26 protein-coding genes are annotated in these 24,685 nt (G+C 37.7%); 5 read left to right on the top strand and 21 right to left on the bottom strand.

The features are described 5' to 3' along the window. Positions 1-6: 6 nt before the first annotated feature. Together IPO46_12050 and IPO46_12045 are read right to left on the bottom strand one after the other, a co-directional pair. Positions 7-840 (bottom strand): DUF3108 domain-containing protein, encoded by an 834-nt coding sequence (locus IPO46_12050; GenBank protein QQS62800.1) that lies wholly within the window; start codon positions 838-840, stop codon positions 7-9. Next, a complete protein-coding gene (locus IPO46_12045; protein QQS62799.1) occupies positions 833-1,780 on the bottom strand; it encodes a flippase-like domain-containing protein in 948 nt (315 codons plus the stop codon). The genes IPO46_12050 and IPO46_12045 overlap by 8 nt, the downstream gene beginning before the upstream one ends. Before the next feature lie 74 nt (positions 1,781-1,854). On the opposite strand from IPO46_12045, the gene ruvC reads away from it, so the two are divergent. Then, on the top strand, positions 1,855-2,418 hold the full coding sequence (ruvC, locus tag IPO46_12040) for a crossover junction endodeoxyribonuclease RuvC (protein ID QQS62798.1): 564 nt from the start codon (positions 1,855-1,857) through the stop codon (positions 2,416-2,418). 13 nt (positions 2,419-2,431) lie between these two features. On the opposite strand, the gene IPO46_12035 is transcribed toward ruvC, so the two are convergent. From IPO46_12035 to IPO46_12025, 3 genes are all read right to left on the bottom strand, one after another. Beyond that, positions 2,432-3,088: a response regulator transcription factor gene (locus tag IPO46_12035; GenBank protein QQS62797.1), complete on the bottom strand. Its 657-nt coding sequence runs from the start codon at positions 3,086-3,088 to the stop codon at positions 2,432-2,434. 102 nt (positions 3,089-3,190) lie between these two features. Continuing rightward, positions 3,191-4,036 (bottom strand): two-component sensor histidine kinase, encoded by an 846-nt coding sequence (locus tag IPO46_12030; GenBank protein QQS64406.1) that lies wholly within the window; start codon positions 4,034-4,036, stop codon positions 3,191-3,193. Positions 4,037-4,038: 2 nt separating this feature from the next. Continuing rightward, positions 4,039-4,368: a hypothetical protein gene (locus IPO46_12025; protein ID QQS62796.1), complete on the bottom strand. Its 330-nt coding sequence runs from the start codon at positions 4,366-4,368 to the stop codon at positions 4,039-4,041. A 1,022-nt stretch (positions 4,369-5,390) separates the two neighbouring features. Between IPO46_12025 and IPO46_12020 the strand changes: the two genes are divergently transcribed. After that, positions 5,391-6,056 (top strand): response regulator transcription factor, encoded by a 666-nt coding sequence (locus tag IPO46_12020; GenBank protein QQS62795.1) that lies wholly within the window; start codon positions 5,391-5,393, stop codon positions 6,054-6,056. A 15-nt stretch (positions 6,057-6,071) separates the two neighbouring features. On the opposite strand, the gene IPO46_12015 is transcribed toward IPO46_12020, so the two are convergent. The 6 genes from IPO46_12015 to ribD all read right to left on the bottom strand — a co-directional run bounded on the left by IPO46_12015 (position 6,072) and on the right by ribD (position 13,314). Further along, complete coding sequence (locus tag IPO46_12015; protein ID QQS62794.1) at positions 6,072-6,686, bottom strand: DUF4230 domain-containing protein; 615 nt, start codon at positions 6,684-6,686, stop codon at positions 6,072-6,074. Continuing rightward, the gene (locus tag IPO46_12010; protein ID QQS62793.1) at positions 6,686-7,012 is read right to left on the bottom strand and encodes an MmcQ/YjbR family DNA-binding protein; all 327 of its coding nucleotides are present in this window, start codon (positions 7,010-7,012) and stop codon (positions 6,686-6,688) included. The genes IPO46_12015 and IPO46_12010 overlap by 1 nt, the downstream gene beginning before the upstream one ends. 131 nt (positions 7,013-7,143) lie before the next feature. Further along, entirely contained in the window at positions 7,144-10,575 is a 3,432-nt protein-coding gene (locus IPO46_12005; protein ID QQS62792.1) for a gliding motility-associated C-terminal domain-containing protein, read from the bottom strand. Positions 10,576-10,670: 95 nt separating this feature from the next. Beyond that, positions 10,671-11,582, bottom strand: a complete 912-nt coding sequence (locus IPO46_12000; protein ID QQS62791.1) for a type IX secretion system membrane protein PorP/SprF — start codon at positions 11,580-11,582, stop codon at positions 10,671-10,673. A 39-nt stretch (positions 11,583-11,621) separates the two neighbouring features. Next, positions 11,622-12,227, bottom strand: a complete 606-nt coding sequence (locus IPO46_11995; GenBank protein ID QQS64405.1) for a YigZ family protein — start codon at positions 12,225-12,227, stop codon at positions 11,622-11,624. Between the two features lie 19 nt (positions 12,228-12,246). Next, the gene (gene ribD, locus IPO46_11990; protein QQS62790.1) at positions 12,247-13,314 is read right to left on the bottom strand and encodes a bifunctional diaminohydroxyphosphoribosylaminopyrimidine deaminase/5-amino-6-(5-phosphoribosylamino)uracil reductase RibD; all 1,068 of its coding nucleotides are present in this window, start codon (positions 13,312-13,314) and stop codon (positions 12,247-12,249) included. A 36-nt stretch (positions 13,315-13,350) separates the two neighbouring features. On the opposite strand from ribD, the gene prmC reads away from it, so the two are divergent. Then, a complete protein-coding gene (gene prmC / locus IPO46_11985) occupies positions 13,351-14,214 on the top strand; it encodes a peptide chain release factor N(5)-glutamine methyltransferase (protein QQS62789.1) in 864 nt (287 codons plus the stop codon). Here the strand turns inward: prmC and IPO46_11980 are convergent. From IPO46_11980 to fbp, 8 genes are all read right to left on the bottom strand, one after another. Further along, the gene (locus tag IPO46_11980) at positions 14,198-14,608 is read right to left on the bottom strand and encodes a biopolymer transporter ExbD (GenBank protein QQS62788.1); all 411 of its coding nucleotides are present in this window, start codon (positions 14,606-14,608) and stop codon (positions 14,198-14,200) included. The two genes, prmC and IPO46_11980, sit on opposite strands and share 17 nt — an antisense overlap. Before the next feature lie 22 nt (positions 14,609-14,630). Further along, positions 14,631-15,305 carry a MotA/TolQ/ExbB proton channel family protein gene (locus IPO46_11975; GenBank protein ID QQS62787.1) on the bottom strand — a complete coding sequence of 225 codons (675 nt, stop codon included), beginning with the start codon at positions 15,303-15,305 and terminating at the stop codon, positions 14,631-14,633. A gap of 145 nt (positions 15,306-15,450) precedes the next feature. Then, on the bottom strand, positions 15,451-16,374 hold the full coding sequence (locus tag IPO46_11970; protein QQS62786.1) for an SPFH domain-containing protein: 924 nt from the start codon (positions 16,372-16,374) through the stop codon (positions 15,451-15,453). A 118-nt stretch (positions 16,375-16,492) separates the two neighbouring features. Continuing rightward, positions 16,493-16,957 (bottom strand): hypothetical protein, encoded by a 465-nt coding sequence (locus IPO46_11965; GenBank protein QQS62785.1) that lies wholly within the window; start codon positions 16,955-16,957, stop codon positions 16,493-16,495. A 36-nt stretch (positions 16,958-16,993) separates the two neighbouring features. Beyond that, positions 16,994-17,521 carry a putative metal-dependent hydrolase gene (locus tag IPO46_11960; GenBank protein QQS64404.1) on the bottom strand — a complete coding sequence of 176 codons (528 nt, stop codon included), beginning with the start codon at positions 17,519-17,521 and terminating at the stop codon, positions 16,994-16,996. Continuing rightward, complete coding sequence (locus IPO46_11955) at positions 17,521-18,120, bottom strand: FKBP-type peptidyl-prolyl cis-trans isomerase (protein QQS64403.1); 600 nt, start codon at positions 18,118-18,120, stop codon at positions 17,521-17,523. The genes IPO46_11960 and IPO46_11955 overlap by 1 nt, the downstream gene beginning before the upstream one ends. Before the next feature lie 160 nt (positions 18,121-18,280). Next, positions 18,281-19,042, bottom strand: a complete 762-nt coding sequence (locus IPO46_11950) for an ABC transporter ATP-binding protein (protein QQS62784.1) — start codon at positions 19,040-19,042, stop codon at positions 18,281-18,283. Then, entirely contained in the window at positions 19,042-20,043 is a 1,002-nt protein-coding gene (gene fbp, locus IPO46_11945) for a class 1 fructose-bisphosphatase (protein QQS64402.1), read from the bottom strand. The genes IPO46_11950 and fbp overlap by 1 nt, the downstream gene beginning before the upstream one ends. Before the next feature lie 141 nt (positions 20,044-20,184). On the opposite strand from fbp, the gene IPO46_11940 reads away from it, so the two are divergent. Next, on the top strand, positions 20,185-21,465 hold the full coding sequence (locus IPO46_11940; GenBank protein QQS62783.1) for an aspartate kinase: 1,281 nt from the start codon (positions 20,185-20,187) through the stop codon (positions 21,463-21,465). Positions 21,466-21,538: 73 nt separating this feature from the next. Here IPO46_11940 and IPO46_11935 read toward each other — a convergent pair whose 3' ends face one another. Next, entirely contained in the window at positions 21,539-23,062 is a 1,524-nt protein-coding gene (locus tag IPO46_11935) for a trypsin-like peptidase domain-containing protein (GenBank protein ID QQS62782.1), read from the bottom strand. Between the two features lie 164 nt (positions 23,063-23,226). Beyond that, entirely contained in the window at positions 23,227-24,222 is a 996-nt protein-coding gene (locus IPO46_11930) for an acyl-CoA reductase (protein QQS62781.1), read from the bottom strand. Positions 24,223-24,258: 36 nt separating this feature from the next. On the opposite strand from IPO46_11930, the gene IPO46_11925 reads away from it, so the two are divergent. Continuing rightward, a complete protein-coding gene (locus IPO46_11925) occupies positions 24,259-24,606 on the top strand; it encodes a 4Fe-4S dicluster domain-containing protein (protein QQS62780.1) in 348 nt (115 codons plus the stop codon). The last annotated feature ends 79 nt before the right edge of the window (positions 24,607-24,685 follow it).

Genomic DNA, 24,685 nt, shown 5'->3' with positions numbered 1-24,685 from the left:
TTTTTATTATCTCAGGCTAAGTAATGATGAAAGCGGATATTTTAAATTTTGATAGCCCATCATATCTATTACCACTTTACCTACCGATATAGGGCTTTCAACCCTAAGCAGTAACCGGTTATTATCATTACTTATCCATGCACTCATTTTTTCGCCGCCTTCAAATATGGTACCCTTAAGCAATAAAGGTTTTATTTTAAAAGCCGTAAACTTACCATAGCGTGTTTTCACTTTTTCTTTGCCCATATAGCGAATGTACATGTGGAAAATTTCATCATCCAAAAACATGTCAAACGGAATTTTATCGCCGGGTTTATATTTATTAAAATCAATATTACGGGAATAGTATACAGCGCTTACCACATCCTGCATGCAATCAGTAATTGAATAAACTCCTTTTGTACTGGTTGCCGTATTGGCTTCCTGGTTAAAGCTTACATTATTATATATTTTATGTCCGCCTTCATCTACATTTCGTATAAACTTATAAGGCAATAGTGTAGCGGTATCTGCATAGCTTTCATACCTGTCTCTCACCTTAAAAAAATTATCGAAAAATGCATACGTTTTGCCTTCACCCACATAATGATAAACAGGTTTTCCATTATATCTTTCTAATGTAGTGGTAAAAGTAGCTTCACCAGCACCAATATATCCGCCAAGTGCACTATAATACACTTTCATCAATATCTTTTCGTTTGCTTTAAAAGTAGTATTCCGTATGCCGCAATAATCGCTACCGCTTTGGCTATGGGAAGCCTGTATTGGGGCAACGGTAAAACCTGCGATTGTAAAAAAAGCAACAATCGCTAAAGATGGTTTTGTAAGGGCTTTAATCATTTTCTTTAATAATTTTTACTTTTAATATTAATATGCTGCCTATTATAGCAGGTAACACAAGATTTATTAACCATATACCAAATGAGGCTACTTCTATACCCAGTATATTGGCGCTAAATACCTGCAATAACTGAACACTTGCAGCGGCCCTAATAGGCAACTCGGTAAACCCTATAGTAGGGGTAAATGCCAGCAATAAATAATAAACTGCCAATAACCAAAAACAAACAACCGGGTGGATATTAACCTGCAAAACATGCAATAAAAGCATGTACTGCAATATAAACACCAGGTACCTAAAAATTGATAAAAATAATATCCTTAACAATTGTTTACGGTTAAAATCACTGAGGTGCTCTATATACTTAACAAGTTTTTTAAAAACACCTGCCCTGTTTATTAATGTTACCAAAAAACCTGCTCTCAGGTATAACAATAATAACCCAATACATACTAAGACAGATATATAAAGCAAAATGTTTAACAAAAAAGGCGATAAAATAATATTTAACATTTTACCTTGCCCGCCTATAAACCTAAAATACACTAAACCTGCCGTACCCATTAGCAAGGTTACAAACAGTTGGCTCATACTACCCAAAATAGTATGAGATATTGCTTTAAGCCTGTTATTTTCATTTATATATAAAATTCTTCCGCCGTATTCGCCTATTCGGTTGGGTGTAAGCATGGTAATACTGCAGCCAGCAAGTACACTTTTAAATGCGGTTAAAAAGGATAGTTTTTCAAGTGGCGCCATCAACAATTGCCATTTACGGGATTCTAATGCCCAGTTTACCAGCATTAATAAAACCACAAGCCACAAAAGCGGGTTGTGTACCGAATCTTTAATATGCTGCCAGCGAAGGTCAAAGTCGGGTTGCAGATACACTTTTTTATATAATATCCAGCATAATAAAATGAATACTACGGGGCCCAAAAACCAGTTAATTAATATTTTAATATTTTTATGCAGTCAAATAGTAATTTAATTCGGTAAAAATAAGTTCCTCCTTGCAAAAAACATCAAAAATCATTTTAGGTATTGATCCCGGCACGGTAATTATGGGTTACGGGCTCATTAAGTTAACCGGAAATCAAATGGAGCTAATAGAAATGGGAACCCTGAAATTTTCTGCAAAACTGGAACCTTATGAACGGTTAAAAAAAATTCAGCAAAAAATAACAGAAATTATACAGATGCAAAAGCCGGTGTGCATGGCAATTGAAGCGCCCTTTTTTGGAAAAAATGTTCAAAGTATGCTCAAGTTGGGCCGGGCACAAGGTGTAGCCATTGCTTCGGCAATGCATGAAGGAATAGATGTTTTTGAATACGCTCCAAAAAAAATAAAACAATCGGTAACCGGAAACGGAAATGCAGGCAAAGAACAGGTTTATAAAATGCTCCAGCATTTGCTGCAACTAAAAAACAAGCCGGCCAGCTTTGATGCTTCAGATGCATTGGCAGTAGCCGTATGCCACCATTTTCAAAATTGCGGCATACATAACAATGCCATAGCAAAATCCAAAGACTGGAAAGATTTTCTGCAAAAAAACCCGGAAAGACTAAAGAAATAATTGATTGGGCAACCTACTCTATTAACTGGTTTTTCATGGCATAAAATACCAGACCCACAGAGTTTTTAACGCCAAAGCGCTCCATGAGCCTGTCTTTAATAGCCTCAACGGTTCGGGCGCTAATATCCATTTTTTGGGCTATTTCGCTGGCTGTAAATTCCATACATACCAGCGTAAGCACTTCTTTTTCTCTTTCGGAAAGCACAACTTCGGAGCTTAAAGAAGGATTAAATTTTTGCTTGCTGTAATTCTTCTTTATTAAAACTTTATTTACAAAAGGATTGAGGTAAAAACCAGTACGCATTACATCTACTATGGCCCGCCTTATTTCGGCAGGGTCGGTACTTTTTAATAAATAACCAGATGCGCCACAATCCATAAGATGGCCCACAAAACGGTCGTCTTCATACATGGTGAGTATAATTACCCTAATGTTGGGATAAAGCTTTGTAATAGTTTTAGTGGCATCTATACCGTCTTTAACCGGCATTTTTAAATCGCAAAGAATTACATCGGGGTTGCCTTCGGGAATTTTTTGCAGGAGCTCTTCGCCATTTTCTGCTTCAAATACAAACTCAAGGTTTGTATAGGGGCGTAACGACAGTATTACTCCTTTACGGAATATTTTATGGTCATCGGCAATGGCTACTTTTATAGTTTCGGGGGTCATACGCTTAGCGTAAAAATAGGAACAAGTTTACAAAAAAAAAATTTTATAATCTTGTCTTACCTTGAAAGTTATACTGAACCGGAAAAATGAATATCTTAAAACCTATACAATTAAGGATAATTCCTGCTCATATTCCCGTGGAATTTCGAGGGTAATTTTGTAATAAGTATGGCTTTGGTCTATTTCAAACAATATCCTGCCATGCAGTACATTCATTCGGCTGGCAATATTTTTAAGGCCCAGCCCGCTGGATACATGGTTTAATTTATCAAACTCTGCCTGTACTATTCCCTTGCCATCGTGGTGAAGGCGGATGTACATATTTTCTTTTGTACAGTTTTGGGTAAGGTGAATAAAGGCGGCATTGCTGTGCTTAATAATATTTCCTACAAGCTCCTGTATTACCCTAAAAGCCAGCAATTCCTGGTCAGATTTTAACCTTTCCCTGTAATCATGAAACCTGGCGCTGGCATTAATTTGTCCGCTGCCACTAATTTTTTGGAACAAATCAATGGTGGCGCTTTCCAATCCAAAGTTTTTAAGCGTGGGTGGCATAAGGCTATGGCTAATATTACGTATTAACCTTATTGTATCATCAATTATTTGCCTTGCGCTGTAAATATTTTGCAGTTGTGCAGGTTTTTCAAGGTTCACCATATTTTCATTAAGGTAGAGCCTGGCTGTAGCCAATAAAGGGCCTGCATCATCATGCAGGTCGGCGGCAATGCGCTGGCGCTCTTCTTCCTGAAAACGGATACTTGCCTGCAGCAATAACTGTTGCTTTTCGGCTTCCATTCTTTTCATTTGCAGGTGAAAGCGGATAACTTTGCGCTGGTGCATAATTACAAAAACAATAATACCGGCAGCCAGTGTTATCATGCCAATAGAGCCTATCAGCATCATACGGGATGAATCCTGTGCCTCCTGTAATGCCTGTAAAAAAAACATTCTCATGAAGGGTTTTTTAGGTTTTCGGGTGTAAAATCATCAAGCTGCAAATTATCGGGTATTTGTAATTCTTCTATTCCTTTGGTTGGTTCGGTGGCAAACAGGGCAATGCAAAATATTAATGCTTTAATAATTGTCATTACACTATATATAATCCTAATGTTTTCCTGAAGTGTATTATTATCACTCGTATTAAACATTATAGGAAAGAAAAAAGAGCCGGTAATAAATATAAAGAAGCCCACACATATCCAAAAACTGATGGTTTGCGATAGTGGGTAATTGGTAACCGTTCTCACTTTTTCGTAAAAATAAAATATTAGGTAAACCATTAGCACAAAAAAGGAAACCATCATGGGGAGCGTATAAAGGGTTACCCACCCAAACCAGGTATAGTAACCCAACGAAAACAAAATAATTATCGGAGTGGAAATTCGAATTATCTTTTTAAATACCTCGGTATCCAATAAGCAGTATATTATATATACCGGAGCTGCAAATTCAAAAAGAGTAGATAAGTTTATTAGAATATACATGATATTCGCAGAACCCAACTTATTTTTAACTAAAAATGATACAAAAGATAAAATAAATAAAAGTAAAACTCCAATTCTATACATAAAAAAAACCCTTAACGCTTTTGTTGTTAATTTCTTTCGAAAAATAAAACAAAAGATTAAAGGCAAAAGCTCAAATATTGGAGCAAAAATTGCTAAGTTTTTCAGAATCTTGTAGTTAATTTCAACAAATATAAAAAATACTTGTTAAAAACTAAAGAAACTTGAAAGGCCTACCACCATGCAAAACACCACATAGTAAAAAGATTAATTGTGGTTTACGATTAAATATCACAGCAAACATGCCTCATTTAAGTTATCCACAAAAGTGGATTACTTTGATAACGTATCTTTACGAACCCCACAAAATAAGTAATGATAAGCGTTTCAGAGCATTTACTAATTATTTAGTATCCTGTTCTTATCGCAAATATACGAAATAAAATAGTATTTTTACTATTGAAATTATAGTATGAATACGTAGTAGAAATACCGGTATAGTTCGAAAGCTTACGAGTGAGATATACGAATATTATAAAAATATTACACCTGTTTTCTAAATATTTTACAAAAATAATGCCAGCATTTTTGGAAAATTGTAGCCCTGGAGACAAAAAACAACATAATATTTTCTTAAGTACAATATGTATGGTATTAGTACGTTAAATTTGGAAAGTATTTTTACCAGTAAAATTCGTTTATCACATTAAAAAAATATAAATAATAGTAATTTTTCCATTTTTTAATAAGTTATCCAATATTATACAAACCTAAAAACCAAAGAGAGGGACTTACACATGCCACTTGAAACTTTAATAAAATTTGCCATAGCCGACGACCACAAAATTTTTAGAGACGGTATTAAAATGGCGCTTAGTGATAAACCCAATTTAAAACTACTATGGGAAGCCGAAGACGGCAAGGATATGATGCATAAAATAGGCATAAAAAAACCAGATGTATTATTAATGGATATACGTATGCCGGAAATTGACGGCATCAATGCCATTCCACTCATACGTAAAGAATTTGAAGACATTAAGATTATTGTACTTTCTATGTACGACGATCAGCAAATGATAAGCAAAATGATGGAAACCGGCGCCAACGCCTATCTTACCAAAACTACAGACCCACAGGAAATTTATGAAGCCATATTATCCTGCATTGCAGATGACTTTTATTTTAACGACCTGGTTAATAAAGCTTTTAAAGGGAGGCTGATGCAAAAAAAAGGGGTAAGGCAGAATTTTGGCAACCATACTCCTGTTCATTTCAACGAAAAAGAAGTTAAAATACTTCAACTACTTGCAGAAGATAAAACCACAGAAGAAATTTCTAAAGTAATATTTTTAAGCCCCAGAACAATTGAAACTATACGGCAAAACATGAAGTCCAAAGTAAATGCAAAAACAATTGGTGGCCTTATTATGTATGCCATGCGTAATAAAATTATTGAATAATTTAGGCCCTGTATTTTATTGTTGTGCTACCGGTACCTTTTTTTCACTAAACACACAGGTTACCTTAAGGCCCATTGGCTCGTAATATTTTTGGATAAGATGGCGGATATGCTCCTCAGCAAGTTTTTTATTAGCGTCGTTTTTCTGCAGGCTATTTAACTGGGTATTGTATAATATTTTTTCCACTTTTACCAAGTCATCTAAACTAAGCGAATTTAACCAGCCGGTTTTTCCAATTGCTTCTAAATTATTTAACAGTAATTGAAAACTCAGCAATTGTACAGGCGGTAGAAAAACCGTTACCTGCTTTGCTTTGCTGTCAATATGAATTGCCTGGTTTTTCATTTCTACGCCATATTTAGCTTCGAATGGTATGCTTAAGTTGAGGGTTTTTTCAATAAAAATATTTTTTAGCTCGGCATACATGCCTGTATTATCTTCTTTATTGCTTTCCTTAATTGTTGCTGTTCCGCTAACACTTAGTGAACCAAGTTCCGCTATCTCTTTAATAATTGCAGTATTTTGAATTATGGTGGTTTTGGTTTTGTTATTGCAGCTTTTACCCAAATAATAAAATGCAAAAGATAGCATCAGTAAAATAAAAACGAGTACCTTATTGCTTATTTTCATCACTTAATTTTTTGTACGAGTTTATAACTTTTTTCAATCAAGTCCTTTATTAATGATGGTTTCAGGTTGCCATTTACAATAATGGTATTCCAATGTTTTTTGTTCATGTGGTAACCCGGGATAATGCTTTGGGGAAAATTTTCCCTAAGTTCAATCGCTTCATCCGGCTGGCACTTTGCATTAAATCTCAGTGGTATTTCATCCAATGCCAGTAAAAGGAAAATTTTATTATCTACTTTAAAAACCAGGGTTGTTTCGTCAAAAGGAAAACTTTCCTGTACACCAGGCAAAGCCAAAGCATATTTTCTTATTGATTCTGCATCCATTTGAAACAAACTTACAAGAAAATAATTAATCTTGTTTTAAGCAAAAAAATGCCTGCTAAAAATTTGTACCTTAATCGTAAAAAAAAACCTCCCTTTTTTTGGGAGGCTTTAATTATTTTCAATAAACTGTATTATCGCATGATAGTTAAATCGGTTTTAACTGTAAATACCCTTCCGTTTACCAGGCTAAACTGCAGTACTGCATAATAAGTAGCATCAGGAACCGGTTTGCCTTTATAAGTACCATTCCAGTTGTTCTGATAATTTTTATTTTCATACACTTTGGCGCCGTACCTGTTAAAAATACTTACTTGTACGTTTTTCAAACATTCAATATTGTCATATACAGTCCACAGGTCATTAATGCCATCACCGTTTGGTGTAAATGCATTGGCCACTTTAATGCAATATGGAATAATGTTCACTATAATATTATCCGAGGACTTACAACCATCGGCATCCGTTGCTGTGAGCGTATAAGTAGTTACACCAATTACATCGCCGGTAATTAATGGTGATAAAACTGTTGCAGAACTTAAGCTTATTGGCGGTGTCCATGCAAAAGAAACTGCATTGGCGCCTGCGGTTGCCTGTATAAAGGTTTGCTCACCATGTACAAGTTCCAGTGCAGATTGAATGATGTTTACGCTTACACCGTTAAATACATTTACGGTAACGTTTTCATTTAGCGTACACAAGCCAAGTGTACCGGTTACGGTAAAGGTATAAGTACCGCTTGCTGTAGGTGTAAATTGGGGAGTTGCCGAAGCAGGATCATTTAGTCCTTCTGTTGGGCTCCAGGAATAAGATGCTGCATTACCTGAAGCGGTAAGGGTTACCGGCTGTGCGCCATTACATATTGAGGTATCGCCAATAGCACTTAACAGCATGTTATTGGTAAAGCCAACCGTTACAGGAATATCTTTTACGCATCCTAAAGAGTCTTTTACGGTAATTGTGTAAGTACCCTGTGGAACGCTAAAGTCAGGCGTTGGCACAAAATCTGTTGGCGCTGTACTAATGGCATAAGTAAATGGAGTAAAGCCCAAAGGAGTGTTTACGCTTGCAACTCCATTATCGGTACAATTGGCATTGGTTGAAGCTGCCGTTGCACTTACCACATCAATTGCTACAGTAACATTTACCGTATCTGCACAGCCCAAAGCATTTTCTGCAATTAGCTGGTAAATACCGGCTGCAGTAACTGCATCAGGCGTGGTTACCGTATTACCTCCAAAAGTCCAGGCTGTTGTAAAGCCCGTTGTATTGTACACTGATGTTAGGTTTGCCGATCCACCTTCGCAAATATTTAAGGTAGTATCCTGCCCAATCGTTATAAGGAAAGTTTCCACGGTTACTATTGCGGTATCAACACAACCACTTGAATTTATTACAGACAATTGATAAATTCCGGCCTCCGATACTGCTGTTGGATTAGATACCGGCCCACCGCCAAATGTCCATGTTGTAGTAAGTCCTGTTGTGTTATAAATTGTTGTAAGGTCGGTTGTACTTCCTGCACAAATTTGCACCGTAGAATCTAAACCTAAGTCAGGAGGAGTGAGTACAGTTACTAATGTAGTATCGTAGCAAATAGTACCATTGGGTGCATTTGCAGTAACAAAATAAACATATTGGCCTGGAATAGATGGAGGGAATACCGTTGTAGGATTTTGCTGTGTTGATGTAAAGCAATTAGGCCCGGTCCAGCTATAAGTAGCGCCTGGTACATCTGTAACGAAAAGGTTTACAGAACCGCCTGGGCAAACTGGCCCATCATTGCTGCCATCAAGCTGGCACACAATATTACAATTACTGCTACCAGTACCGGCCGTTTGCTGGTACACAATATAACCAGCCTGGCCATTATAATTGGTTACAAGGAACAGGTAATATTCCCCAATTTGTGCATTAGGTATAAAGGCATCTTCTACAGGCGCCGCCGAATAACTACAATCCACAACTGGGCCATTTACATCCAACCCACCTGCAGGACCGCAAACCGATGCAAGGTCGTTAAACGGACCCCAAACGATAAAGTCTACGTCAATAGGTACACCTGCACTTGTAAATTGGGTAATGTGAATATTAATATCACCTGCGGTTTGAATTTGTAAGTAATAGAAAGTTGGGTTTGGTGTGGTAAACAAGCAATCTACCTGTCCAAGGCTGGGTACACCAGTTACATTCATCACTGTATCGGGGAAAGCGCTTGTACAAAAAGATTGCGCTGTAGTACAATTTGAAGAAGGTTGAGATGGCGGAGGGACAGTTATACAAAGTCCAAAAGTTCCCGTTCCACCGCTATATTGCCAAAATCTTACCCATATTGTTTCACCGGAAATAAGGTCATTCCTCACAATCCTTGGCATTAACCCGTTTTGGCTATCATCATCATCACATTCTATTAACGTAAGGTTATCACAGGTTCCCCTGTAAATGGCCATGCCGCCATCGGTTATAGATCCAGTTTGTGTATCAAAAATTAATTTTCCTTCGCAGGGAACTACTACTTTAAACCATACGTCGGGTTTGCTTGCTGCAGGAGTAGTAAATGTTGCACAACCCGGCACCGGTGCGCCAGTAGTTGTTGTAGAGCCTTCATTGGAATACATAGTATAATTACAGGTATAAGCTGCATTAATATTAATGGCACCACATGGGTCATCATTGCCCGGAGCCGGTGGAGGGGTATTTACGCATATTCCAAAAGTACCATTATTGTTATTGCCGTTTTCCCACACTCTTATCCAAATAGTTGCACCCGGCGTTAAGCCAGTACTCATTATCATGGGCATCAATCCGTTTTGGCTATCATCATCATCACAATCTATTAAATTAAGGTTATCGCATGAGCCACTGTAAATTGCCATGCCAGCATCGGTAACTACACCTTGTTGTGTATTAAAATTTAAAGCGCCACCAGCAGGTACGGTTACAGTAAACCATACATCACCACCCTGGTAGTTTGCACAGCCAGGTGCCGGAACACCGGTAGAATTACCAGCAAAGGCATTGGTAAATTGAGTATAGTTACAAACAGCATTCCCAACTGTTAATGAAATAGCATTGCAAGGATCATCATTAGAAGGAGGCGGCGGAGGAGTAGTTACACAAATATTAAATGTACCATTGTTATTACCGCCATATTCCCAAAATCTTACCCATATTGTTTCTGTGGCAATTAAATCGAAACGCATAATTCTTGGCATTAAACCATTGGGGCTATCATCATCATCACACTCTATTAAAACAAGGTTATCGCAAGTTCCTCTGTAAATTGCCATACCACCATCGGTAACAACACCTTGCTGAGTGTCAAAAATTAAAGCGCCACCTGCAGGTACTACTACCGAAAACCATACATCAGCGCCCTGGTAACTGGCACATCCCGGAGGGGTTACCCCTGCAGTATTGGTTGCCGCCTCATTAGTAAATTGCTGAAAAGTACAGTTATTATTGCCAACGGTTAAGGGTATTGCATTACAGGGATCATCATTGGCAGGCTGAGCATAGCTCAACTGTGCCGAAAGTAAAAAACACAGCGTAATCAAAAAAGGCATTGCAAAAATTTTTGCAAATTTTGTGGTTCCTTTTTTTGTTTTATTAAATGACATATGCAGTTGTTTATTAGTAATTTATCTGGTTTATATATGATTTAAAACTGAGGGGAATTTGATTTTAGATCGAATCGGATACCAATTTCATGGGCGCCTGAGCCTGATGTAAATACATTAATGGGCGTTTGATAATAATCATAACTATAGGTTAACCCTATTTTTTGTAAAATTTTTACGCCGGCCTGCATTGACCAAAACTGGTCAATCCTGTATTGAAGGCCCCACCAAATTTTTTCTTTGTAATTAAACATGGCGCCAAATTCATATTCAGATGGTGAATGTTCAATAATCCGCATCATGGCATTGGGGAGCAAATAAATATTATCGCCGGTTTGAATTTTGTAATTGGCATTAAATACATAATGCCTGTAAAGTTTACCTCTTTGGTTGGCATTGGATGGGCTGCCAAATTCCAGCTTAGATTGTATTAACTGGCTCACAGCAGCGCCCACACTTAATTTTTGATTGGTATAATAAACCCCAGCGCCTGCATCAAAGGCAAATTTATTGCCAGAGCCTGCAAGTACAGGGTCTCCCTGTACATCTATATTGATTTTACTTTTGTCTATAGCATATTGCAGTCCCCTAACTTCTAAACCCAGGCCAAGCTTCTTTTTACCATCTAATGAAATAATATGCTTTGAGAAAGAAAGATCAATGCCTGTGCGACTTGTAGGCCCCGTTTCATCCCGGTAAATATATGCGCCCGCCCCGGCTTTCATTTTATTGAGGCTAAAATCGCCATACAACATATATGTTTTGGGATTTCCAGGAAAAGACGACCATTGGTCTCTGTAAGAAATACCAATCATATTATTATTGGCAATACCGGCAGCTCCGGGATTATACATAAAATTATGCTGCAAATACTGGCTGGTAAAATGTAGCTGTTGGGCTTCGCCCTTCAAAAACGGAAAAGCCAGTAAGATGACTAATGTAAATTTTCTCATAACAATTTTTGAATTGGGGTTAAAATTAAAAAATAAATGTTAAAGATTTGGGTTTACCCTTGCTTTTTTTACCACCTCCTGCAATAATTCAACAATTTCCACGTTGCTGGCGTTTTCCATTCTCCTATCAAATTCTGCTACCCTGTTTAAAGGAATGCCCACAAGCATTTTGCAAAAAAGCTGTGTTTCAGATTGTTGAATGATGCCATTAAGTTGTTTGATTGTCAACATTATATCATTTAAATTGAGGTACCCGAATTGTAGTTGATAAAATTTTAATATAGGTTTGGTAATTACCGGCACAATTTGTAAAGCAAGTGAAGCAGAGGTTTTATATGCATTAATTAAACCTGATACGCCCAATAATGTGCCCCCAAAATACCTTACAACTATTATGCATATATCGGTAATATTTTTGCTCTCAATTTGCCTTAAAATTGGTTTCCCTGCCGTGCCCGAAGGCTCGCCATCATCGCTGCTTCTGAAATTATTCCCATCAGTTCCCATTTTATAAGCAAAACAATAATGCACAGCTTTGGGATGTTCTTTTTTAATTTCCAGCATTTTAATTTTAAAAACTGCAGCAGCTTCACATGGAAATACATAAGCCAGGAACTTGCTTCCCCTGTCTTTAAATTCTGCCATGCCCTGCTTATCAATTGTATTATAGTGCTCCAAAATAATTTTGTTGCTTTTGATTTTGATAATACCGTATTTGATCGTTAAGGATCATTTGTTCATTCTGAAATAATGCATCCATTAATTGCGGTGCAGATAACCCATCTTTAATCATCAATGATTGATTGGTAATTACCCGGGCTTCGTCCCAAGTACCGGAACGGATAAGTGATTGCAACAATTGGGCGCCGCCTTCTACAATTACAGATGTTAAATTATGCTTTTGCAACATGGCAAGTATAGATGCTACCCTGTTTTCACTATGGTCAATTTTTTGATACAAAAGGTTATGTGTTTTTTCATGTTTACTAAAATTGATAATTATAGTTTGAGATTTCCCATCAAACAATTGCAAATGAGATGGCAATTTTAAATTAAGGTCAATAATTACTCTTACCGGGTTTTTACCATTCCAATACCGGTTGTTGAGCGCTGGGTTATCAATAAGAGCAGTATTTGTTCCTACCATTATTGCAGCTTCTTCACTCCTCCATTTATGTACCAGCTTATCCGTTAATTCATTCGTAATTTTAACCCTTGATTTATTTGCACCTGCTATAAAGCCATTGGCACTTTTTGCCCATTTTAAAATGATATAGGGCCGGTTTAGGGAATGAAAAGTAAAAAAACGTTTGTTTAAATTTATAGCCTGTTGTTGCAGGATATTTTCTGTAATTTTTACACCGGCATCTTTTAATTTTTGGATTCCTTTTCCGTTTACAGTAGCAAAGCTATCCCTGCAGGCAATTACTACATGGGGTATTTTATTTTTGATGATGGCATCAACACAGGGCGGGGTTTTACCAAAGTGGGCGCAGGGCTCCAGTGAAACGTACATTACAGCTTTTGCAATATATTGCCTGTCTTCAACTTTTACCGATGCCAGGCAATTGATTTCGGCGTGGTCACCACCGTATTGCCTGTGGTACCCTTCGCCAATTACCCTGTTGTTATAAACCAATACGGCGCCTACCATAGGATTAGGCGCTACGGTTGAAGTACCCAATGCTGCCAGTTGAAGGCAACGGTTCATATATTTTTCTTCTTCTGTCATATAAACTGAAAGGTGAAATGGCGCTGCAAAATTAGTATGTTTGCCAAGATGGAGATAAGTAATTTATACAATCAATATTTGCAGGCGCTGATAAAAATTTATGACAAAGGCGAGGCTACTGCAATTACCCATTTAGTATTTAAAGAAAAAGGATATTTTACCAAGGGCCGTTTACCGGATAAAAACATAGATTTGGCCAGGGAGGAAACAGATGATTTGCTGGGCATATTGGATAAATTAAAAAAGCATGTGCCGGTGCAATATGCGCTGGGTTACACCTGGTTTCACAACCTGAAATTTAAAGTAACGCCAGCTACATTAATACCACGCCCCGAAACAGAAGAACTGGTTCTGCAAGCAATACAATTTTTAAAGCCAAGGGAAAAACCCAGGCTAATAGATATTGGCTGCGGCAGCGGATGTATCCCTGTTTCTATAAAAAATAAATTTCCAAATACCATTGCTGATGCCATTGATATTAGCGAAAATGCACTCAATATTGCCCGTGAAAATGCCTTGTTGAATAAAGTTGCCATAAACTTTTACTGCATTGATTTTTTAAACAGGAAAGAAAATGATTTTACGGAAAAATATGACTGCATAATAAGCAACCCGCCTTACATTCCCAAAAGACAGATTAGCAACATGGATAAAAACGTAAGCTTGAATGAACCTCATATTGCTTTGTTTGTGCCGGATGACAACCCCTTGATTTTTTATGAAAGTATTGCAGAATTTGCACAAGGCCATTTACTCAATAGCGGCAAAGGCTTTGTAGAAGTACACGAAAATTTTGCAACTGAAACTTTGGATTTATTTAAAGCCAAAAAATTTTTGGCAGAACCGGTAAAAGATATATTTGGGAAAAACAGGTTTGTACATTTTACTCATTGCCTGTAACGGTTGCAGAAGTAGTGGCGCCAAGTTTACGGGCAATTTTCATAACCCTTACAATTTCTCCCCATTGTGCAACAGAATCTGCATTAATTACAACCGCAGGTTTTATACTATCGCCTTCATTAATAAATTTTCTTAAAGCAGGCTCCAAAGAATCGGCAACAATTTTTTTTGAGCCTACATAAAAATTCCTATCCTTATCTACACTCACCACCACACTTTGCTTTTGTTTAGTATCGCTTTTTGCCCTTGGCACACTCATTTTAATTACATTGGGATTGGCCAGTGTAGAAATCATGAGAAAAAACATAAGTAGTATAAACAAAATATCGTTCAGCGGGCCTGTGTCCACTTCAGAATGTTCATTCCTGTACCGGTTATTTCTTAAAGTTGCCATTTTAATAATTCAATGAAAAAAATCAACGTGTGGGTTCCTGTAAAATATCAATAAACTCGCTGTTGGCCACTTCCAGCCGGTTGGCCAGCCTGTTCACTTGCGTATCGAGATAACTGTAACCCAAATAGGCAAGCATACCAATGATAAGGCCCGTGGCCGAAGTAATTAATTTAATATACATGGCATCGGCAATTTGGCTAATAGAAGGGTTGCTAATTGTTGCAAATTCTTTAAGCAATATTACCAGCCCCACAATGGTTCCCACAAAACCAAACAATGGCGCAATACGGGCAATAACAGCCAAAATACTCAAATTTTTTTCCACTTTATATATTTCGAGTTTGCCCACATTCTCCATGCTTTTTTCTATGGCATCTATAGGCTTGCCAATGCGTTGGATGCCTTTATCTATCATTTTAGCTACAGGGTTATTGGTATTTTTCGATAAACTCCTTGCAGCATTTACATTACCGCTTATAATGTGGTCTTTAATAATTCTTATAAAATTTTCATCAACTTTTGAAGCTTTACGGATGATTAAAAGGCGTTCAAAAAAGAAAAATACGGCCAGGGCAAATAAAATAAATAAAGGAATCATTAAAGGGCCACCCTTGGTTAACATTCCCCAAACTGTTTCTACCTGAGCCGATGAAGCGGCTGCTACAGTACTATCGGCCTGTAAAAAAATAGTGAACATAGATTGTAATTATAAAATAAAAATTTGCTGCAATTAATTGATGCCTGGATTATTTACCTGCAATAAAGTAAAACCTGCTTTAAACTTGCTGTAATAAAATGTTAATCTTCAACATCATCATTTTATTTCTAAAAAATAAACGGTACTATTTTTTATCCATTTGCTGCATGGCCATTATTTCACGCATGGTACGTGCCATGCCTTCGCTGCTGCCATCCAGGAAGATGATATTGCCTTTGCCGTATTCTGCAAAGTTTTTTATGGCTTCCGTCCACATGCTAAATAGGATTACATTGGTATCCAGGTTGGCTTGTTTCATTTGCTCTGCTGCCTGGCTCATACCTCTTGCCACTTCTTCCCTAAAAAGTGCTACACCCTGGCCACGTAGCTGGGCAGCCAGTCTTTCTGCTTCTGCAGCAATTTTTATGGAGTTACCATCGGCTTCGGCAGCTTTGGTTTTAGTAATGAGTAATGCCTGGCCTTCATTTTCTGCCGCTGCTTTTAAATTATTACTTGCCACCACTTTGCTCATACTTTCTATAATTGCCTGGTCGAAAGTGATATCATTTATTTGCAGGTCAAGCAGGTGGTAGCCCCATTCTTCGAGTGAAGAATCTACGTGTTCTTTTACAAATTCCACAATATCCCGGCGTAAGCCCAGTATTTCCGATTGCTTTTTTGTGGCAACAAATGCCCTGATGTTTCCTTCGATGGTACGCACCAATGCCTGCATTAAATCCCTGTCGCTAAAAAATTTAAAAGCAACTTTACGAATGGTTTCTTCATCGGCGTTTTGCACCGAATATAAAAGCATTGATTTGAAATACACATTGGCCTGGTCAATTGTTACGGCCTGGAATTCCATTTCAACCGAACGATTTTGGATACTTACTTTTTTATAAATCTGTTCTAAAAAAGGTATTTTAAAGTTTAACCCTGGGCGCAAAATGCGCTGGTATTTACCAAACATAGTTACTACACCTATATAGCCCTGGTTTACAGTTACCAAACCCGTAAATACTATAAAAATTAATAGTATCAGCCACCAGTAAGAAGCAATAATTGCCATAGTAAAATTATTTTGAAATGAAGGTAATACAATTTGATTAGATACAATTAATATTAAGCTGATGCATAAAAAAAGTAGCTGCAATAAGCAACTTAGTTTTTAAAAAATAGTTACTACCTTAATTCATCATTGTGCCGATAATTGAAAACAATAAAGCCAGTGCAACAAAACCCAGGTAGATAATAACAATGATGCCATAAATACGAAAAAGAATTTTTAAGTTTGCCAGGCCGGTATTCATGGTAGTTTGATCATTTGTTTTTAAGCCAAGTTGCGTTTTATTACCGAATTTGTACATAATCCACGAAAGAATAAGGGATATAATACCCATTACAATATAGATGCCGCTAAGAATACCTACACCCATTTCGGCAAAAGGGTTTGCACCGGTGCCGGGCATTTCACTTAGTTTTGAAAAAAAGGCGCCGGCAAAAAATCCAAAAATGATAAATAGAACAGAAACTACCATGCCAGTTATTCCCAGGAATTTTCCCCACATGGCGGTTTCTTTCAAATGAGCATTTGCAACAGCATCAAGTGTTAAGTCGTTACTTAAATAGTTTTGATTGGGGGTTTGTTCCATATTGCATCGTTTTAAAAGTTGTATTGAAAATTACATTTACCAGTTCATTCTTTTTCTAAGTTGTTGAATATGGGCCACATGGTGTTTCCCATGCCATGCATAGCTGCCCAAAAGATACCAAAGCGATACCATTTTATTATGTACCGGGTGAAAGGCAGTACGGTTCCAGCTTTCGGCAGGGATATTTTTTAATATTTCCACCCACCTTTTATGGAGTGCAAATAATAAAGTAATAGAAATATTAACCGGCAAATTTTGGGTATCGGGCAACCCTGCCCATTTATCCTGGTTGTATGCTTTTATTGTATAATCGTTCTCGGTAAGTATAAATTTAAACCTGCAAAAAGCATTCATGTGGCTATCGGCAACATGGTGTACCAATTGGTTTACCGTCCAGCCTCCGGGCCTGTAGGCGGTATGCAGTTGTGCTACATCGAGGTTTTGCATTACCAGTTCCAGGTGCTGCGGCAATACGGCTATTTCAGCAATCCATTCTTCTTTCAATTTTTCAGAGAACGGCTGCTCATTATATTTGCCAATGGGATATTTTAAATCATCTGCTATCAATTTGCAATTGCAGGTTTTATATCAATGAGGTCAATATCAAAAATTAAAGTAGAGCCGGGTTTAATTAATTGCCCTGCTGCTCTTTCGCCATATGCAAGGTCGCTGGGAATATATACTTTCCATTTTGATCCTTTGGGCATCAATTGTAAAATTTCTGTCCAGCCTTTTATTACCCCTTTTAATGGAAAAGTTGCGGGCTCTCCTCTTTTTACTGAGCTGTCAAATTCGGTACCGTCAATTAAAGTGCCGGTATAATGCACTACCACTGTATCTGCTTCTGTAGGTTTAGGGCCATCTCCGGCTTTTACTATTTCATATTGCAGGCCGTTTGGCAATACAGTAACGCCCTGCCTTGTTTTGTTTTTAGCCAAAAAAGCTTCACCAGCCGCTTTAGTGGTATGGAGTTTTGCCTGTTGAAATTGCTGTAGTTTTTGTTGTAAAGTCATATTGCATTGTTGTTCTTCCATTAATAATTTTCTATTGCTCAAAACATCTTCAACTGCCCTTTTCAATAACTCGCTATTTAATTTTTCAATACCCTGGCCCTGCATGTTTTTTGCAATATTTACGCCTGCAGCATAGCTAAAGCTGTCAATAGCATTTTTCATATCCAATTCCGGCACATTGTTCTGTTGCACCGTTTTTTTCTTTTCTTTTTGAGCTATTGTATTTAAGGTAAAAAACCCCAAAACTGTAACAAACAAAATCCTTTTCATTCTTTTGATTATTTTATTCTGTTTAAAAATATTTACAAATTTATTCTTCCCGTATTTCTTTTCCTGTTAAATGTATGAAAACATCTTCCAGGTTGGCGCCTTTTACCGGCTTTGGCTTTTCAAAGCCGCCTGCCACAAGTTCATCTATCATGGCATCGGGGCTGGCCAATTTAATTATTTTACCTTCATCCATTATGGCAATGCGGTCGCAAAGTTGCTCGGCTTCATCCATATAATGCGTTGTTATAATTACGGTTGTGCCTGCGTTTCTAATTTCTTTTATTAAATCCCAAAGGTTGCGGCGTGCCTGCGGATCGAGGCCTGTAGTGGGCTCATCGAGAAAAATAATATTAGGGCTATTGATTAATGTAGTGGCAATAGAAAATCTTTGCTTTTGGCCGCCACTAAGCTCCTTTGCCTTGTTATGGGCTTTATCTTCCAGGTTTACTTTTTTTAGCAATTCAATAGCATTGGTATTACTATTATAAATACCGGAAAACATTTCAATTAACTCCAACAGATTAAGGCCTGGATAAAAACCCGAAGACTGCAACTGAACCCCAATGATTTTTTTGATTTCACCGGGCTTTTCATCAAGATCAAAACCATTTACAAAAATTTTGCCTGATGTTTTGATACGGAGGGTTTCTATTATTTCCAGGGTTGTACTTTTACCAGCGCCGTTTGGCCCAAGCAACCCAAAAATTTCCCCTTCAAATACATCAAATGAAATGCCTTTTACAGCTTCAAAGCTCCCATATTTTTTATACAGGTTTTTTACGGAAATTATAGGCTCTCTCATTATTTACTTTTGGGTATGTGATGCTGCTCCAGTTCTTCCATCATTTTATTACTGCCAATAAACAATGGGGTACGCTGGTGCAATTCTGTAGGTTGAATATCTAAGATGCGTATATCACCATTGGTAGCCCTGCCACCAGCTTTTTCTACAATAAAAGCAAATGGGTTACATTCATACATCAGGCGGAGTTTACCCTTGGGCTTATCTGTAGTTCCGGGATACATAAAAATACCGCCTTTAATTAAATTTCTATGTACATCTGCCACCATACTGCCAATATAGCGTTGTGTGTATGGGCCGCCGGTTTCTTTGGTTTTGTTTTGACAAACATTTATATAACTTTTTACCGTAGGCTGATACTGAAAAAAGTTGCCATGGTTTACAGAATAAATTTTGCCATTTTCCGGGCATTTAATTGCCGGGTGGCTTAGGGAAAACTCGCCAATTGCCTGGTCTAATGTAAACCCGTTTACGCCCCTGTTTGTGGCATAAACCAACATGGTGGAAGAGCCGTAAATAACGTAGCCTGCTGCAACCTGCTTATTGCCTTTTTGTAAAAAATCTTCTTTAGTTGCAGGCTTACCCAATTCGCTTACCCGCCTGTAAACACTAAAAATGGTACCTATAGATACATTTACATCAATATTTGAGCTGCCGTCTAATGGATCAAAAAGGCACACATATTTTGATTTATTGCTTATTTCATCATTAAAAATCACAATATCGTCCAATTCTTCGCTACCAATGCCGGCGCAACTAATGCCATGCCTTAAAACACCCATTAACTGATCGTTAGCGAACACATCTAGTTTTTTTACCTCTTCTCCCTGCACATTGGTGGTGCCATAATCTCCCAAAATATCCACCAGGCCTGCTTTATTTACTTCTACATGGATGCGTTTTGCCGCCAGGCCAATATCTCTCAGTAAGCTGCTTAGCTCGCCGGTTGCCCTGGGAAAATCCCTTAATTGCTGAATGGTAAACTCATCGAGGGTTTGTATTTCTCTGTTAACAAGCATAAATATTTTTAAGTTTACAAATTAGGCAATTAGATTTGCAGGCCAAAAGTAAGCATTATTAAAAAACACCGGAAAGAGAAATTTTCTTTTTAAAAACAGGCTTTTCGGTATTTAAAATATAACATGAAAGTTTTCAAATTTGGCGGCGCCAGCATAAATAGTATAGACAGGTTTAAGGATACAGCGCAAATAATTAAAAGCCATGCAAAAGATAAGCTTTTGCTGGTGGTATCGGCAATGGGCAAAACCACCAATGCACTGGAAAAAGTTGCCGGTTCTTTTTTTGAAGCAAAAAGCGAAGAGGCTCTTGCCTTGTTTCAACAAGTTAAGGACCAGCACAGGAATACGTTAAAATTTCTTACCGTAACCCATGCCTTAAAGGGTGAAAACCAGTTAAAAGATTTTTTTACAGAAGTAGAATGGCTTTTGTATGATAAACCGGTACGAAATTTTGATTTTTATTACGACCAGGTTGTATGTAGCGGCGAGTTGATGAGCACGGCTATATTGTATCATTACCTGCTGGAACTTGGCGTTAAAATTGCCTGGGTGGATGTAAGGGATATTATAAGAACAGATAATAATTTTAGGGATGCTGGCGTAGATTGGAAATTTACAGGAGCTGCCATACAGGATAAAATTTTACCATTATTTGAGCAATACGATGTGGTTTTAACACAGGGTTTTATTGGAGCTACCTATGAAAACGAAAGCACTACATTGGGAAGGGAAGGGAGCGATTATACGGCTGCTATTTTTGCCAACCTGATGGATGCCGAATCGGTTACCATTTGGAAAGATGTAGAATCGGTGATGAACGCCGACCCAAGAAAATTTGATGATGCTGTTAACATTTACTCTTTAAGCTATGCCGAGGTAATTGAAATGGCTTATTATGGCGCACAGGTAATACATCCCAAAACCATAAAGCCTTTACAAAATAAAAATATACCGCTGTATGTAAAAAATTTTTTGGACCCTACTTTGCAAGGCACTTCTATTACCAATAAATTGGCCAGGCAACTTCCGCCGTTAATTGTAGTAAAAGAAAACCAGGCATTGATGCAGTTTAAATCAAAAGATTTTTCTTTTGTGGAAGACAAGCCCATAGAGCAGCTGCATGCCATTTTTGATAAGGTAAAACTCAAGCCCAACTTATCGCAAAACACGGCCATTTCTTTGCTTTGCAGCTTTGACGACCGAAAAGAAAAAATAGACCAACTGGCACATCTTGCTTCGGAATTATTTGATGTGGAAATGGAGCGCAACCTTACGCTGCTAACCTTGAGGCATTATAATGTAGAAATTTATCAAAAACTCAGCACAGGAAAAACCGTTGTGTTACTGCAAAAAACCCCAGAAACCTTACAGGCGCTTATGAGAGAAAATTCCTTGGTTCAATAACAACCCTCTGTAAGAAAAATAAAAAAAGGCCATCGCAAAAAGGAAGGCCTTTAATTTTAAAACTTGTATAGAATCAATTACCGTCTAAATCTACCTGGTAATCGTATAAGCCATCGTAGCCGGGATAAAACCCACTAAGTGTAACCGTTTTTTTATCGGCAATAGCTTTGTTTAAGTCATCAGTAGTTTTTACATCTTTATCATCCACTTTTACAATAACAAAGCTGTCTTTCATCCTGGTTTGGTCATTTAAGGGGCCTTCTTTTATTCTTTTCACCACTACTCCACCGCTCACTCCGTATTCTTTCGCCCTTCTTTCATCAAGGGTTGCAAGGTCTGCACCAAGTTTATCCATTGCTTCAGCCTGTTTTACCATGCTTATGTTTCCTGATTTATTTTTGAGGATAACCGTAGTAGCCATTTCTTTATTATTTCTAATGTAGCCTATATTAATTTTATCGCCTGGTTTAAACCGGCTAATTTGGTCCTGCATTTCTGCACCGCTTTGCAGGTTGGTATTATTAATGCTTTTGATAATATCGCCCTTGCGTATACCGGCCGAATAAGCGCCGCCATCAGGCACGGCTTCATTTACATAAATACCCGTTACCTCTGCAGGTATATTGTTTTTAGTTTTTTCTTCGGGTGACAAATCACCGGCATCTACATAAGATACGCCGAGGTATGCCCTTTGTACTGTGCCGTATTTAATAATATCGTCCACTACTTTTTGGGCAATATTTACCGGTATTGCATAAGAATAACCGGAATAAAAACCCGTGGGAGATGCAATAGCGGAGTTGATGCCAATTAATTTTCCTTCGGTATCAATAAGAGCGCCGCCGCTATTGCCCTGGTTTACGGCAGCATCTGTTTGAATGTAAGATTCTACAGCCATATTACCGGCTTTTTGCTTATTTAAACCCAGTGTACGGGCTTTTGCACTCACAATTCCGGCGGTTACTGTAGTTTCCAGGTTTAATGGATAACCAATTGCCAATACCCATTGGCCCACTTTTACATTATCGGAATTACCGTATAATAAATAAGGAAGGTTTGTGGCATCCACTTTTATTACGGCAATGTCATAAGCAGCGTCTCTGCCAATTACTTTTGCGGTATATGTTTTTTTATTACTTAGCGAAACGGTAACCACATCTGCATCGGCAACCACATGGTTATTGGTAAGAATATATCCATCGCTGCTAATTAATACACCGGAGCCGGAAGCCCTTTGCTCGGGTATATAACCACGGCTACCACCAAAAAGTTGGTTAAACATATCGTCGTCTCCAAAAAAATCGCTGAAAGGGTTTTTTCTTGGGGTACTATTGGTAACCTGCTTTGCATTGGTTTTTGTTTTTATATGCACTACAGCCGGAATTGCAGCCTGCGCCGATTGTGTAAAATCTACCGGGCCTGGAGGCGCTGAAGAATCGTTCCCAAAGCCTGCATAATTATAATTAGAAGGTAATGCTGATTGCTGGCCGTAGCCGCCATCGTAATTTGATTTTGTGAATTTACCATAGCCCCAAATTACGCCTAAAGCAGTAACTGCACTTATGGCAATGGTTGCTAAAATCTGTTTTAGTTTCATGGTGAATCTTATTTTTTATATTTTCTTTACTAAGGCATCAAAAGATATGCCCATATCACAAAGTAACGAATGCCTGACAAATTGATTTTTACCTTCTGCCATCTTTAACATTAAATTAGTAAGGCTTTCGTACTTGGGCTGATATTTTGGCGCAAATAAATTTGCTACATCCCCAAAAGAAAAGCCATGGTATCTACGCTATCGGCATATTGAAATAAGCCCGGATTTTGTGCCTGGCCAAAAGGTACGTTACTATGCCCAACAATACATTGCAGTTCCCTATTGCTTTGCAGGCTTTGCTGCATTCCCTCAGGGCTGGTATAAAATTGGTAATGTACCTGGCTTATGGGCGAAAAGAAAGATTCGTTTTGCGTTAATAAAGTGCTTCCGTTGGTCATATAATATTTTCCGTTGAGCAATAAAATAGACAGTTGATAATCGTAATTATTCTTATACTTATGATGATCGGAAAAATACTGATATTTATCAAAGGCTTTAATTATGGGAATAAAATCGTAATTTTCAGGAACATAAATTTTTGTTACGTTGCGGCAACCCAACCCAAAATAGAGATGCATATCATCTGCAAGTTTTTCTAATTCTTCCGTGCTTTCGCTTCCGTTTAAAACAGCTACAGAAGTGCGGTTGCTACGGATGATGTTGGGATATTTTCCAAAATATTGTTCAAAATAACGACTGCTGTTGTTGCTTCCTGTTGCAATATATGCATCACAGTTTTTAAGCATTTCTGCAAAAATTACTTTGCCATTTACCTTGGAGTTCCAGCCTGCCATTACCTTCACTAAATGCTTAAGCAATACATCATCTTTAGAAGACATTTTAATCATTTGCTTATGGCCAGTAATAAAAACGCATAAAAAATCGTGGAAGCCAACCAGCGGAATATTCCCTGCCATCACAATACCTACGCATTTTTCCTGTATATTATCATCGAGTTTATAATAGCCTGCCCATTGGCGTAATTTGTCTTCTTTTAGATAATTATCGGCTATGCTGCCTGCAGCTTTTTCTAAAAATTCCCGGGTAAACCATCCATTTTTTTGTTCGGCCAATACTTGTGTATCCAGCCAATTGTCATCATTACTTTTTAAATAATTTCCCAGTTTTATTAACAATAAAATTCTTTCTTGTAAATTCATATTCTATTTATTAAATTGCAAGCAAAATTACAACTGATGGCAATAAAGATAACAGAAGAATGTATCAACTGCGGAGCCTGCGAGCCCGAATGCCCGAATAATGCCATTTATGAAGGCGGAGTAGAATGGGCCGTTGCAGATGGTACAACGGTAAAAGGCAATTTTAAACTTTTAGATGGCACAGAAATTGATGCCGACCAGCGAAATGCGCCAATAAGTACAGATATATATTACATAGTGCCCAGCAAATGCACCGAGTGCCAGGGTTTTCATGAAGAGCCGCAATGTGCCTCGGTGTGCCCTGTAGATTGTTGCGTACCAGATGAAGCCTATAAAGAAACAGTAGATGAATTGCTTGCTAAAAAAGCTGTACTGCATATATGATTTTTTTGTAGCCGTAAGGCTTAATTAAGCAGGTGATATTTCCTGCACATAGGCGAAAGTTTACAATACTTTCGCCTTT

The sequence above is a fragment of the Chitinophagaceae bacterium genome (genome assembly GCA_016699815.1).
GTDB lineage: Bacteria > Bacteroidota > Bacteroidia > Chitinophagales > Chitinophagaceae > Ferruginibacter.
This window is presented reverse-complemented; position numbering and strand designations above follow the sequence as displayed.

Coding starts and splice junctions, on each gene's coding strand:
- IPO46_12020 (QQS62795.1), top strand. CDS start 5,391: ATGCCACTTGAAACTTTAATAAAATTTGCCATAGCCGACGACCACAAA.
- IPO46_11930 (QQS62781.1), bottom strand. CDS start 24,222: ATGAATTTACAAGAAAGAATTTTATTGTTAATAAAACTGGGAAATTAT.
- IPO46_11935 (QQS62782.1), bottom strand. CDS start 23,062: ATGAAACTAAAACAGATTTTAGCAACCATTGCCATAAGTGCAGTTACT.
- IPO46_12030 (QQS64406.1), bottom strand. CDS start 4,036: ATGTTTTTTTTACAGGCATTACAGGAGGCACAGGATTCATCCCGTATG.
- IPO46_11925 (QQS62780.1), top strand. CDS start 24,259: ATGGCAATAAAGATAACAGAAGAATGTATCAACTGCGGAGCCTGCGAG.
- IPO46_11975 (QQS62787.1), bottom strand. CDS start 15,305: ATGTTCACTATTTTTTTACAGGCCGATAGTACTGTAGCAGCCGCTTCA.
- IPO46_11970 (QQS62786.1), bottom strand. CDS start 16,374: ATGGCAATTATTGCTTCTTACTGGTGGCTGATACTATTAATTTTTATA.
- IPO46_11995 (QQS64405.1), bottom strand. CDS start 12,227: ATGGCAGAATTTAAAGACAGGGGAAGCAAGTTCCTGGCTTATGTATTT.
- IPO46_12000 (QQS62791.1), bottom strand. CDS start 11,582: ATGAGAAAATTTACATTAGTCATCTTACTGGCTTTTCCGTTTTTGAAG.
- IPO46_12015 (QQS62794.1), bottom strand. CDS start 6,686: ATGAAAATAAGCAATAAGGTACTCGTTTTTATTTTACTGATGCTATCT.
- IPO46_12025 (QQS62796.1), bottom strand. CDS start 4,368: ATGGTTTACCTAATATTTTATTTTTACGAAAAAGTGAGAACGGTTACC.
- ribD (QQS62790.1), bottom strand. CDS start 13,314: ATGACAGAAGAAGAAAAATATATGAACCGTTGCCTTCAACTGGCAGCA.
- IPO46_11980 (QQS62788.1), bottom strand. CDS start 14,608: ATGGCAACTTTAAGAAATAACCGGTACAGGAATGAACATTCTGAAGTG.
- IPO46_12010 (QQS62793.1), bottom strand. CDS start 7,012: ATGGATGCAGAATCAATAAGAAAATATGCTTTGGCTTTGCCTGGTGTA.
- IPO46_12005 (QQS62792.1), bottom strand. CDS start 10,575: ATGCCTTTTTTGATTACGCTGTGTTTTTTACTTTCGGCACAGTTGAGC.
- IPO46_11940 (QQS62783.1), top strand. CDS start 20,185: ATGAAAGTTTTCAAATTTGGCGGCGCCAGCATAAATAGTATAGACAGG.
- IPO46_12035 (QQS62797.1), bottom strand. CDS start 3,088: ATGACCCCCGAAACTATAAAAGTAGCCATTGCCGATGACCATAAAATA.
- IPO46_12050 (QQS62800.1), bottom strand. CDS start 840: ATGATTAAAGCCCTTACAAAACCATCTTTAGCGATTGTTGCTTTTTTT.
- IPO46_11950 (QQS62784.1), bottom strand. CDS start 19,042: ATGAGAGAGCCTATAATTTCCGTAAAAAACCTGTATAAAAAATATGGG.
- IPO46_11965 (QQS62785.1), bottom strand. CDS start 16,957: ATGGAACAAACCCCCAATCAAAACTATTTAAGTAACGACTTAACACTT.
- prmC (QQS62789.1), top strand. CDS start 13,351: ATGTTTGCCAAGATGGAGATAAGTAATTTATACAATCAATATTTGCAG.